A 12,381-nucleotide genomic window follows, 5' to 3' on the forward strand; every position below is an offset into this window, starting at 1 on the left:
AAGGTTAATCTGATCCGATTGCCGAATTTGCCCATTCAATGCAACCGGATCGAGGCAGTTGCGGATAGTCCATCGGCATCAATGACCGTTATACGTGCAAATCCCGGACCCGGATTTGCGAGAATTGCGCTAGGCTGGCCCACTGCTGTGGCCGCGGGTGCCCCATTCAGCAAGAAGGTATAAGGGCCGCGTCCACCGCGCGCTTTGGCGCTGATCGGGCCTTGGCTGTCCATTTCTGCCCCGTCGGGTGGAAAGGTCAGGCGCAGGGCATCGGGGCTGGCGGGCCTTGCGGCAATGGCGCTGACCTCGCCTGCGGGGGCGAAGCGGCGCAGCGGCAGGGGCAGGGCGGCATTGGGCAGGGTCAGCGTCTGCGGCGGCGGGGGTGGCAGGGCGACATCGGGCAGGATGTCGAAAAGGTCGAACAGGACTGGCGCGGCCAGTTCCCCGCCAAAGGCGCCGGGCACCGGGGTTCCATCGGGCCGCCCCATCCAGACGGCCACCACATAGGCCCCGTTATAGCCCACGGCCAAGGCATCGCGGTTGCCATAGGAGGTGCCGGTTTTCCAGGCCACCCGGCCCGCCGTGCTGCCCGTGGGCGGAACGGATTGCGCCAGAATATGGGTTACCTGCCAAGCGGCGACCGGGCCAAACATCGGCGTTTCCAAGGGCTTAGCGCCCCCGGTCACAGCCGAAAACGCGATGCCCTTGCCGCCGCGCGCCAGCGCACCATAGCCTGTGGCCAGCTCCTCTAGCGTGACGCCCGCCCCGCCTAGGGTGATGGCAAGGCCGGGTGCCGTTCCCGGCAGACGCAAGTGGATGCCGCCGCGCTCTAGGGTCTGGGTAATGCGCACCGGGCCAACCGCCTCGGCCAGTTTGACGACGGGAATATTCAGCGACCAGATCAGCGCCTGACGCATCGAAACCGTGCCGCGAAATTTATTGTCGAAATTCTGCGGTTGCCACAGGCCAAAGGCCGTGGGCCGATCCTCGATCAGGGTCTCGGGGTGGGCGATGCCGTCATCGAATGCCAGCCCATAGATAAAGGGCTTAAGCGTCGATCCCGGCGATCGCACGGCCTGCGTCATATCGACAAAGCCCGCAGATTGGTCAGCGGCCCATTCCCCCGTTCCGACCTCGGCCAGGATTTCGCCATTGCGGTGATCTGCCAGCACGACCGCGGCCGAGACCCTTTCGCCCTGCGCACGGGCCGCGCGGTTCAGCAGGCTTTCGGCGCGCCGTTGCAGGCGCGGATCGATGGTCGTCTCAATCCGGGCTGCGCCGGGATGGGCGCGCGCAAGGCGTGCCGCCAGCAGCGGGGCCACTGCGGGAAAGGCGCGACGGGTTGTGGGAACCGGCTCGGCCATGGCGGCCTGGGCATCTGATTGCGAGATCACCCCGCGTTGGGCCGCCAAGGCAAGCACGCGGTCACGCGCAGCTTTGGCGACATCGGGGTGGCGATCAGGGCGGCGGCGTTCGGGCGATTGCGGTAAGGCCACCAGAAGGGCCGCCTGTGCGGGCGTCAGACGGCGCGGTTCTTTGCCGAACCACAAAAGCGAGGCCGCGCGCACCCCCTCGACATTGGCGCCATAGGGGGCAAGGCGCAGATATAGGTCCATGATCTGCGTTTTGGTCAGCTGTCGCTCAAGGGCAAGGGCCAGCCGCATTTGGCGAAATTTGCCATGCCACTGCCCGGTGGTGCCCTCTTCCAACAGGCGCGCGACCTGCATCGTCAGCGTCGAGCCCCCTGAGACGACACGACCATGACGCACGGATTGAAGCGTGGCGCGCAGCATCGCGCGGGCATCAACGCCATTGTGACTGCTGAAACGCCGATCCTCCCATGCGGTCAGCATGTCGATCAGCAAAGGATCAACCGGACCCGGCGCCAACCGCCAGCGCCCATCGGCTACCTGAAAGGCGCGCAAAAGTGTGCCGTCACGGGCCAGAACCTCGGTACCCACGGGAACCTCGAGCAGGGGCAGTTCGGTCTGATCGACCCATGCGTCCAGCCGGTCACGCAAAGCGGCCCCCATCACCAGCACGGCCGCCAGTGTGAAGATCAGCCCAGAGACGGCTCGTGAGGAAAAGGGGGTGCGTCGGTTCATTGTCGCGCAAGACTAGCGTGGCCTTTGCGGCGACAACAGGCACCAGCGCGGCTTTTCATGGCGATTGCGATCATAATCTGGTGGGCAGATCCCGGCGAGCTATCGGGTCATGATCGCGGGCGGTTCGGATGGGTTGAGGGGGCATCGGCTGTCGCGCGGCAACTGGCTCGATTCGGTTCAGGCAAGACAAGGTGCTCGTCCGCCGGTCTGCACACCCGCCTGCCCACCGGTCTGCCCGACCATTCGCCCGATTTTCAGTCCAGCCGACAGACTGGGCTTTCGTCTGTGCGTTCGCACGATGCGCGGCGCAGTGCCAAAGCGCGTATTCGTGATGCATCTGGCAAGGCAGGCGCGCCTTACATATCCGCGCCTTAAATATCCGCGCCGCCCGTATCCGACCCACCCGCATCCGACCCGAGCCAAATCGCGCCGCGCCGCATTGGGGCCACTCGCATCGGGGCCGTTGCTATTCGTCGGGGCGGCGGGCGCGGTTTGGCTCGGGGGTGTCATCGCCAAAAAGTCCCTTAAGCCCGCGCGAGATCAGATTGCCGACCCGTGGGCGGCGCTGGTGGATGAATGGCAAGGGACGGCAGACCTCCATCGCGGCGACCCCCACGCGGGCGGTCAAGGCGCCGTTCACGACGCCTTCGCCAAAACGTTTGCTGACTTTGGCCAAAAGGCCGCCGCCAGCCACGGTGTGGATCAGATCGTCGCCTGCCGCGACTGCGCCTGTGGCGACAAGATGGGTCATGACGGTGCGTGCAAGGCGCCAGCCGCCGACCGCGCCCGCGCGCCCGCCATAGATTTCAGCCATGCGCCGGATCATCCGCAAATTGGCCGCCAATGCCGCGATCACATCGGCCAAAGCCAATGGGATCAGCGCGGTGGCTGCGGCGACGGTGCGTGCTGCGGCCTCGATCTCGCGGCGGGCTTGCTGGTCTAGATCGGCCAGAAGCTGGGTCTCGGCCAGTGCCAGCAGGCTTTCAGCGTCAAAGGAATCCTCCTGACGCTCGAGCAGATATTTGCGGCCGCCTTGCAGCTCGGGGCGGTTGGCGTAAAGGCCCGACAGGTGGTGGACGACCTTTTTGGCCGCAATCAGATCGCCGGTTTCCAGCGCGGCAACGGCCTGGCGGTTCACCTGGTCGATTTTGGCAAAGCGATGCCAGGCGCGATATTCGCGCCATGCCATCAGCAGGGCCGCGATCGCAAACAGCGCAAACAGCGCCACGCCCACCCAGCCCAGCACCGGATAGCTGGTCAGCAGGTTCGAGATGAACCGCATCGCGGCCACCGACAGCAGAAAGGTGAAAAGCGCCACACCGGTATTGATGAAAAACCGCGTCAGCCGCGAGGGGCCGCCGCCGATGATGCGCGAGACAAGGCGCATGGTGCGCGGCTGTGGCTGGCCATAGCCGCCGTCGTCAATCAGCGGCGCATCTGCAGGCGAGGGCAGGCCCAAGCCCTGACCCAAAGAGTCGGGGCTGGGCGGGCGGCGGTGGCGGTCATCATAAAAGCCGTCGTCATTTTGCCCGGCCATGCCCTGTGGCGCGGCGGTTTCTGCGTCTTGGGCCTGCAAGACCGGCTTGGCGCGCCGCGGGTTTGGGTTGGCGCCAAGGGGATCGTGGGCCGTGGCATCCGCCTGCGGTGCCTTTGATGATCGCGGGGCGGTGTCATCCATTTCAATCAGCACCGGTCGGCGGCGTTTTGGGGTGTCGTCACTCATGCTGCTACCCTTAAATGCGGTCGCCGATCAGGAATTCTGCTGCGCGGTCCATGCGGATATGGGGCGGCCCATCGCCCGGCCGCAAGGTGTTGGGCGCGGGCGCCAGATCCATGATCGCATAATCGCTGTCCAGCCAATCGCTTGCCCCCTGCATCGCGGGGTTCAGCAATTCAGCCGGGTTCAGCGGCAATTCACCGGGATAGAATGCGGCCTGCCTGCCATCCATCAGGCGACCGCGCACCGCTGGTAGCTCTTCGCCGTTCTGGGTGATGATTTCCTCGGTGGTACAGCGCAGTGCCGCGATCGACATAGCCTCGGTGCGGGCACCGGCGAAATCGGCGCGGTCGCGCGCCTCGCGCAGCATGGCCGAGACGATATTGGTTAGGCGCGGGTGCTGGACATGGTTCAGGTGATCGGCCTTGGTCGCGGCGAAAAGAATACGCTCGACCCGGCGCGTGCCCAACAGCTGTGACAGCCAGCCCGAGCGACCCGGGCGAAAGGCCGACAGAATATCGGCCATGGCGCGGCGCATATCCTCGACCGCGCGGGGGCCCGCGTGAATTGCGCCCAGAACATCCATCAGCACCACCTGTCGATCCAGCCGCGCGAAGTGATCGCGAAAGAAGGGTTTGACGACACGAGATTTATAGGCGGCATAGCGGCGGGCAAATTCACGATAGACCGCGCCGCCTTCATATTCGCGCGGCAGCGGTGAAAAGGTCAGGGCAGGCGATCCGGCCATCTCGCCGGGCATCAGAAAGCGACCCGGTGTGCAATCGGACCAACCCGCCGCCCGCGCAGCCCGCAGGTGGTCGGTATAGCCGGTCGCAAGTCTTTGGGCGATCTCTTCCGAGAAGTCATTGCCCGAGCCAAGCGCGCTGACCAAGGCAAAGTAATCGCTGTCGCGAGGGCGGCCCTCCATGCGGTCCAGCACCTCGGCCGACCATTCGGCAAAGCTTTTATCCATCAGCCGCAGATCCAGCAGCCATTCGCCGGGATAATCGATAATATCCAGATGCAGATTTTGCTGCCCCCGCATCCCAGCAATCAGCCCACGGGGTTGAACCCGCAGCGACAGCCGCATTTCGCTGACATGGCGCGTGCCTTCGGGCCAATGGGGCTCGGCACCGGTCATGGCAGCCAGGTGGCGCTCGAATTCGAAGCGGGGGATAGTGTCATCGGGCTGGGGTTGCAGCCATGCGGCCTTGATCGTGCCATCCGAGGCCGCGCGCAGCCCCGGCATGCGGCCTCGATCCAGCAGATTGGCAACCAGCGAGGTGATGAACACCGTCTTGCCCGCCCGCGACAGGCCCGTGACGCCGATCCGCAGCACCGGGTCGGATAGGCCAAGGCCCTGCATCAGATCATCGGCAATCCCCATCACACCCTCATCGGCTAACTGATTGTAGCTGCTAACTGTCTGACAGAACGCAGCCCGTCCAAGATAGGTCCAATCTGCGCATAGTTTTAGGGGGGCAAGGATGCCATCGACAATGTGATCTTTTGCTGATCTCGCCGCAGGGCATGCCGCAAAGCGCGGTTGCAACGCCTTTTCGTTGGGCCCGCGCTTTGCAATAAGGTGGCATGACCCAGACCTTGCCCATTGATGCTGTCACCCCTGAACTTTGCGCCGCGCTGGCCGCGCATGGGCGCGCCATATTGGTCGCGCCGCCCGGTGCGGGCAAGACGACGCGCGTGCCTTTGGCCTTGATGGGGCAGATCAGCGGCAAGATCATCATGCTTGAACCCCGTCGTCTGGCCGCGCGCGCCGCGGCAGAGCGGCTGGCCGAGCAATTGGCCGAGCCGCTGGGGCAAAGCGTGGGCTACCGTATCCGCGGCGAAAGCCAGCGCGGCACCCGCATCGAGGTCGTGACCGAGGGTATTTTGACCCGGATGCTGCAATCTGATCCGGGTCTTGACGGGATCGGCTGCGTCATTTTCGATGAATTTCACGAACGCAGCCTGAACGCCGATCTGGGCCTTGCCTTGATCTGGGAGGCACGACTGGCCTTGCGACCGGATTTGAACCTTGTGGTGATGTCGGCGACGCTGGATGCCGAACCCGTGGCCGAGATGTTGGACAAGGCTCCGATCATCCGATCAGAGGGGCGGGCCTTTGCTGTCGAGACGCGCTGGCTGGACCGCCCATGGGCTGCGGGCGCCCGCCTGATCCCGGAAGCGGCCCGGCTGATCCGCGAGGCCGAAGCCGCCACACGCGATCTGCCCGGCGGCACGATTTTGGCCTTTCTGCCCGGCGAGGGCGAAATCCACCGCGTTGCCGCGCAATTGTCGGATCTGCCAGTCGAGGTGGTCGCCCTTTACGGCGCGATGGATTTCAAGGCGCAGCGCGCAGCCATGGCACCGCCCGGCGCGCTGCGTCGGATCGTGCTTGCGACATCGATTGCCGAGACCTCATTGACCATTCCGGGCGTCAAGGTGGTCGTGGATACGGGCCGGGCGCGTCGCGCGCGCTTTGATCCCGGCTCTGGCATGTCGCGGCTGGTCACGGAACGAGTCTCTCGTGCCGAGGCCGAGCAGCGTCGGGGGCGTGCCGGGCGGGTTGCGCCGGGCATATGTTATCGCCTGTGGGCCAAGGCCGAAGAGGGCGCTTTGCCGGCCTTTGCACCGCCTGAAATCGCGGTGGCCGATTTGTCGGGTCTGGCGCTAGAGCTGGCGGTCTGGGGCTCGGACGGCAGTGACCTTGCCTTTTTGACACCCCCACCCGAGGGGGCTTTGGCCGAGGCGCGAGCGCTTTTGCGCGATTTGGGGGCATTGGATGATGGGTTGCGCATCACCAGCCACGGCCGGGCGCTTTCTGCGCTGCCGCTGCATCCGCGGCTGGCGCATATGCTGCTTTGCGGCGGCAGGAATGCGGCCGATCTGGCGGCCCTGCTGGCCGAACGCGACCCGCTGAAGGGGGCGCCTGCTGATCTGGCCCTTCGCCTTGCGGCGATCCGCGACGCCAAGGCCTTTGGCGCGCGCTATCCCTATGACGTCAACCGCGCCACCATCCAGCGCATCAAGGATGAATCGCGCCGCCTGCGGTCCTTGACCCCGGATGCCTCACCACAGGCTTTGGCCGCATCGGGGCAACCGCTTGCGCCGGGCGCGCTGGTCGCACTGGCCTATCCCGATCGCATCGCGCAGCGCCGCAAGGGCGATCAGCCGCGTTACATCCTGTCCGGCGGCAAAGGTGCCTATCTCGACGAGGGGGACAGCCTTGCGCAAAGCCGCTTTCTGGTCGCGACCGATCTGGACGGCGACAATCGCGAGGCGCGGATCCGAATGGCTGCCACGCTGGACGAAGCTGATCTGCGCCTGCAGTTCAGCGATCAGATCACCATGCTGGAACTGGTCGAATGGTCCAAACGCGACAATCGCGTCATGGCGCGCCTGCAAGAACGGCTTGGTGCTTTGGTGCTGACGGACCGCGCGCTCGATAAGCCCTCGGCCGAGGCATTGGCTCGGGCGGCCCTTGAAGGGCTGCGGCTGAACGGGCTGACATGGGCCCCGGCCGCGGCACGGTTGCGCGCGCGCATCGCCTTGATGCCCGCACTGGGGGCGGTCGATGATGCGGCGCTTTTGGCCGATGCCGATTGGCTGCTTCCCTATTTGGGACAGGCGCGCAGCCTGTCGGACCTGCGGAACCTTGATCTGGCCGAGGCGCTGAAATCGCGCATCGGTTGGGATGGAATGCGCCAGCTGGATGCGACGGTCCCCGCCCATTTCACGACCCCTCTGGGGCGCAAGGTGCCAATCGATTACGACCACGAAACGCCCAGCATCGAGCTGCGCCTTCAAGAGCTTTTCGGTGTCACCCGCCATCCGATGGCCGGCACCCGGCCCCTGCGCATCACCATGCTGTCACCGGGGGCCAAACCCATCGCCGTGACGACGGATCTGCCCGGCTTCTGGCAGGGCGGCTATGGGGATGTGCGTCGGGATATGAGGGGGCGCTATCCGCGCCACCCCTGGCCCGAAGACCCGCGCGAGGCCGATCCGACCGTTCGCGCCAAACCGCGTGGCACCTAGGCGGCCTTCAGCTTTTTCACGCGGAAGGCAAAGATGATCATCACAATCCCGACCATCAGGGTGAAAATCCCAAAGAGCCAGGTCAGGGACAGGATACCACTTGCGGGCATTGCAAACAAAAGCACGCCCCAAAGCACCATCAAAAGGCCGCTCAATCCCATGGCCCATTCGCCTTCGATCTCATGGCGCAAACGGATGGCTGCGATGATGCGCATGACGCCCACGACAATGGCCCAGGCCGCGATCCAGATGATCAGGGCAATCGCTGTCGCAACGGGCCAGAAAATCGCCATCAGACCGATCAGGATCGACAGCACACCATCGATCAGCCAGCTCCACCAGCGATCATCACTGCCCTTGCGCCGAAACCCCACGATAATTGCCATGACGCCATCGACCAGCGCAAAAATACCAAAGGTCAACAGCAGCGCATAGGCCGTCAGGCCAGGCCAGAACAATGCAACCAAACCGAAAATGATGGCCGCAATCCCGCGGATCAGAAGAACCCACCAATATTCTGCAAAAGCCCGTAATTCCAGATTTTCCATAATGGCGCCCCCGGTTGATAAAATGATAAAAACCAAAGCCGCGATGGGTTGAAAAGTTCCCCTAGCTGCCGATCTGTTCCGGCAGGTCCAGACCGCGCAAGATCTCGGCGCTGGGCATCGGGCGCTTTCCCTCGCGCTGGGCCTCCAGAATCTCGACCGCGCCGCTGCCGCAGGCGATGGTAAATCCTTCCAGCACGGTGCCGGGTTGCCCGGTGCCCGTCACAACGCGCGAGCGCAGCAGTTTGACCCGCTCACCGGCAATCAATGTCCATGCGCCTGGAAAGGGCGACAGGCCACGGATCTGGCGGTCAACCTCGGGGGCGGGACGCGTCCAGTCGATGCGCGCTTCGGCCTTGTCGATCTTGGCCGCATAGGTCACGCCAGCCTCGCTTTGCGCCTCTGCGGGCCAAACCTCGCCTGCAGCCTTTCGCGCCAGAACATCGCCAATCAACTTTGCACCCATGGCAGAGAGCCTGTCATGCAGATCAGCGGTGGTTTCCTCGGCACCAATCACACTGCGCGCTTCGGCCAGAACTGGGCCGGTATCCAAGCCTGCCTCCATCTGCATGATCGCGACACCGGTTTCGCGATCGCCCGCAAGGATCGCCCGATGGATCGGCGCAGCTCCGCGCCACCGCGGCAAAAGCGAGGCGTGGATGTTCAGGCAACCCAGCCGCGGCGCGTCCAAAATGACCTGCGGCAGGATCAGCCCATAGGCAACGACCACGGCAATATCGGCACCAAAGGCTGCAAATTCGGCCTGATCTTCGGGCGATTTCAACCGCGCGGGATGGCGAACAGGCAGGCCAAGCGCATCTGCGGCCTTATGCACCGCCGAGGGGCGGGGCTTTTGCCCGCGCCCGGCTGCCCGTGGCGGCTGGGTATAGACCGCAACCACCTCATGCGCCGCTGCAATCGCATGCAGGGCCGGAACCGAGAAATCCGGCGTTCCCATGAAAATCACGCGCATGGCTTGCTCCTCGCTCTGATCCAAATACCTACTGTCTTACAGTCCCAGCACCGCTGACGTGTCAGCGTCGCGTCTGCTTTGCCGATTTCGCAACCAGCATCTTGCGGCGCAGCCGCGACAGGTGATCGACATAGACCTTGCCGTTCAGATGGTCGATCTGATGCTGAACGCTGGTGGCCCAAAGCCCGACAAAATCGCGATCCTCGATCTCGCCTTGGGCGTTGAGAAACCGCACCGTGACCGCGCGGGGACGCTCGATCCGGGCAAAGACGCCGGGCAGGTTGGGGCTGGCCTCGTCATGGGCGCGCATCTGCACGCTGGCGTGCAAGATCTCGGGATTGGCCATGCGCACGGCCTGCCCACGTTTGTCAGAAGCGTCCACCACAGCCAGACGCATCATCATGCCGATCTGAGGTGCGGCCAGACCGACGCCGGGCATGGCGTCCATCGTATCGATCATGTCATCCCAAACCATGCGGATGGTCTCGGTAATGGCCTCGACCGGCTCAACGGCACGATGCAGGCGCGGATCGGTATAGGGAATGAAGGGACGAATGGTCATACGCCTGCCTTTGGCTCGGGGTCAGATGGTCTAGAATTCAGATGACGACAGCCCGCCCGCGCCAAAGGCGTGGTCAAGCGGCACTTTAGGGGGCTTTGCACTGCAGCGACGCGCAAAGGTCTTTGCATAAGACGCCCTTTCAATCGGCCAGAAAGTAGGACGGCACACTGGGACGGTGCTCGCTGGCACGGCGCAGCAATCTGGCGGGCCGGGCCGTGATGCGACGGCGCGGCGGGTGCATGCGCGCTTTAGCTGCGCGCATTCTCGCGCTTGAGCTTGACCATGCGACGGGTGATCATCTGGCGCTTCATCGGGCTAAGATAGTCGATGAACAATTTGCCATCCAAATGGTCGATCTCATGCTGAGCACAGGTGGCCCAAAGCCCGTCGAACTCGCGCTCGTGGGTTTTGCCGTCCAGACCCAGCCAAGCGACGCGAACCTCGGCGGGGCGGGTCACATCGGCATATTGGTCGGGGATCGACAGGCATCCCTCTTCATAGGTGTTCAGACCTTCAGAGCGCCAGGTGATCTCGGGGTTGATCATCACCAAAGGTGCGGGATCAACCTCAGGGTCTTTGTTGCAATCCATGACATAAAGGCGCGACAGCACACCCACCTGCGGCGCGGCAAGGCCGACACCGGGTGCATCATACATGGTGGCCAGCATGTCCGCCGCGAGGGTTTCGATCTCGGGGGTGATGCGGGCGATCGGTTCACACGACTTTTTGAGGCGCGGATCGGGATGAATCAGAATATTTCGCAGCGACATGGCTTTCATTTAGGCGAAGGGTTGGACGGGCGCAACAAGCCGCTATTGTGACGCCAGAATATCAGGAGATCATGATGACCGTGCAGAAAAATGAGACCCGCCCAAATTTTGACGAGGCGATCAACCGTGTCGGTACGCTTTGCTCGAAATGGGACGACATGCAGGCGATTTACGGCGTCGCCCCCGAGGATGGTATCTCGATGTGGGTCGCCGATATGGATTTCCGCCCCCCTCATGCCGTGCAAAAGGCAGTCGAGGATATCGCTGCCCATGGTGTTTACGGCTATCCGGGCGCGCATTTGCCCTATCTCGAGGCGATTCGCTGGTGGATGGACAGCCGTCACGGCTGGGCGGTGGAAAACGATTGGATCCTGACCGTTCATGGCTTGGTCAATGGCACGGCGCTTTGCGTGGATGCCTTTACCAAGCCTGGCGATGGTGTGATCTTGATGACGCCGGTCTATCACGCCTTTTCACGGGTGATCCGTGCCGCCGGTCGCGAGGTCGTCGAATTGCCTTTGGCGCTGCGCGCGGGCCAATATCATCTGGATTGGCTGAATTGGGACGGCTTGCTGTCGGGCAATGAAAAGATGCTGATCCTGTGCTCGCCCCACAATCCGGGCGGCCGCGTCTGGAGCCAGCGCGAGCTGCGCGAGATCGCCGATTTCTGTAAAAAGCACGACCTGATTCTGGTCTCGGATGAAATCCACCACGATCTGGTCATGCCCGGCAATGATCGCCATGTCGTCACCGCACTTGCCGCCCCCGATATCTCGGATCGGCTGGTGACGCTGACGGCGGCGACCAAGACCTTCAATATCGCCGGGGCCCATATCGGCAATATGATCGTGGGCGATCCCAAGTTGCGCGCGACTTTGAATGGCCGGATTGCAGCTTTGGGGATCTCGCCGGGGCTGTTTGGCCTGAATATGGTGGCCGCTGCCTACTCCCCCGAGGGGGCCGATTGGGTCGATGCGCTGATGGCCTATCTCGACACCAATCGCCGGATCTTTGACGAGGGGATCAGCGATATTCCGGGTCTGCGCTCGATGCCATTGCAGGCAACCTATCTGGCTTGGGTCGATTTCTCGGGCACCGGGATGGAGCCTTCTGAATTCGCCCGTCGCGTCGCCGCCGAGGCGGGGATTGCGGCCAATCACGGCGGATCTTTTGGGCTGGGCGGGGAAACCTTCATGCGTTTCAACCTTGCGACCACGCGGGCCAATGTCGAAGCCGCAGTCACCCGGCTGAAAAAAGCCTTTGGCGATCTGCAATAAGCGCAACCTGTTTGCGTGATTGAGGGCGATGATGAAACGACTGGCACGGATTTTCTCGGTTTTCGTCATCGTCTTTCTTGCCGGTGCGATCTGGCTGGTGCTTCAGCCAGATCTGAACCGCGTCGGGCGCCTTCCTCGGGACGGGGCGGGGGACCCCGGTTTGACGCGGCCAGACCAGACCGCCCCCCCGACCGCGGGCAATAACAATCCGGACGGCTCGCATGGGCTAGAGCGGCTTCCGGGCCTGCCCAAAATCACCCTTCCCGATTGGAAGCTGCCTGATATCTTCAGCCCGCCCGCGCCACCGCCCGAGGTACATCTGACCTCGTCGGTTGACCGGATCCTGATTGAAAAGGCCGCGCGGAAAATGACGGTCTATCAAAAGGAAGGCCCG

The 12,381-nt window shown here is 63.6% G+C and carries 9 protein-coding genes and 1 pseudogene; 3 read left to right on the forward strand and 7 right to left on the reverse strand.

All coding sequences use genetic code 11. From position 1 onward, the window contains the following. Window positions 1-35 precede the first annotated feature (35 nt). The 3 genes from pbpC to RTS12_RS11625 form a co-directional block, all read right to left on the reverse strand. Window positions 36-2,105, reverse strand: coding sequence for a penicillin-binding protein 1C (gene pbpC, locus RTS12_RS11615; protein ID WP_312528631.1), 2,070 nt, complete (start codon window positions 2,103-2,105; stop codon window positions 36-38). Window positions 2,106-2,571: 466 nt separating this feature from the next. After that, complete coding sequence (locus RTS12_RS11620; protein ID WP_312528633.1) at window positions 2,572-3,828, reverse strand: TIGR01620 family protein; 1,257 nt, start codon at window positions 3,826-3,828, stop codon at window positions 2,572-2,574. Window positions 3,829-3,838: 10 nt separating this feature from the next. Beyond that, entirely contained in the window at window positions 3,839-5,209 is a 1,371-nt protein-coding gene (locus RTS12_RS11625) for a YcjX family protein (protein ID WP_312528635.1), read from the reverse strand. 203 nt (window positions 5,210-5,412) lie between these two features. On the opposite strand from RTS12_RS11625, the gene hrpB reads away from it, so the two are divergent. Continuing rightward, complete coding sequence (gene hrpB / locus RTS12_RS11630; protein ID WP_312528637.1) at window positions 5,413-7,860, forward strand: ATP-dependent helicase HrpB; 2,448 nt, start codon at window positions 5,413-5,415, stop codon at window positions 7,858-7,860. Here the strand turns inward: hrpB and RTS12_RS11635 are convergent. The 4 genes from RTS12_RS11635 to def (RTS12_RS11650) all read right to left on the reverse strand — a co-directional run bounded on the left by RTS12_RS11635 (window position 7,857) and on the right by def (RTS12_RS11650) (window position 10,710). Further along, window positions 7,857-8,408, reverse strand: a complete 552-nt coding sequence (locus RTS12_RS11635) for an HdeD family acid-resistance protein (protein WP_312528639.1) — start codon at window positions 8,406-8,408, stop codon at window positions 7,857-7,859. The genes hrpB and RTS12_RS11635 overlap by 4 nt on opposite strands. Before the next feature lie 61 nt (window positions 8,409-8,469). Next, on the reverse strand, window positions 8,470-9,378 hold the full coding sequence (gene fmt, locus RTS12_RS11640; protein ID WP_312528641.1) for a methionyl-tRNA formyltransferase: 909 nt from the start codon (window positions 9,376-9,378) through the stop codon (window positions 8,470-8,472). Between the two features lie 61 nt (window positions 9,379-9,439). Next, window positions 9,440-9,940 (reverse strand): peptide deformylase, encoded by a 501-nt coding sequence (gene def / locus RTS12_RS11645; protein ID WP_312528643.1) that lies wholly within the window; start codon window positions 9,938-9,940, stop codon window positions 9,440-9,442. A gap of 248 nt (window positions 9,941-10,188) precedes the next feature. Beyond that, window positions 10,189-10,710: a peptide deformylase gene (def, locus tag RTS12_RS11650; RefSeq protein ID WP_312528645.1), complete on the reverse strand. Its 522-nt coding sequence runs from the start codon at window positions 10,708-10,710 to the stop codon at window positions 10,189-10,191. A gap of 74 nt (window positions 10,711-10,784) precedes the next feature. Here def (RTS12_RS11650) and RTS12_RS11655 point away from each other — a divergent pair, with 74 nt between their 5' ends. Next, window positions 10,785-11,987 (forward strand): PatB family C-S lyase, encoded by a 1,203-nt coding sequence (locus RTS12_RS11655; RefSeq protein ID WP_312528646.1) that lies wholly within the window; start codon window positions 10,785-10,787, stop codon window positions 11,985-11,987. A gap of 31 nt (window positions 11,988-12,018) precedes the next feature. Continuing rightward, window positions 12,019-12,381 (forward strand): annotated as a pseudogene (locus RTS12_RS11660) (hypothetical protein); the annotation flags it as partial.

The organism is Paracoccus sp. (in: a-proteobacteria) (assembly GCF_032007265.1).
Taxonomy (GTDB): domain Bacteria; phylum Pseudomonadota; class Alphaproteobacteria; order Rhodobacterales; family Rhodobacteraceae; genus Paracoccus.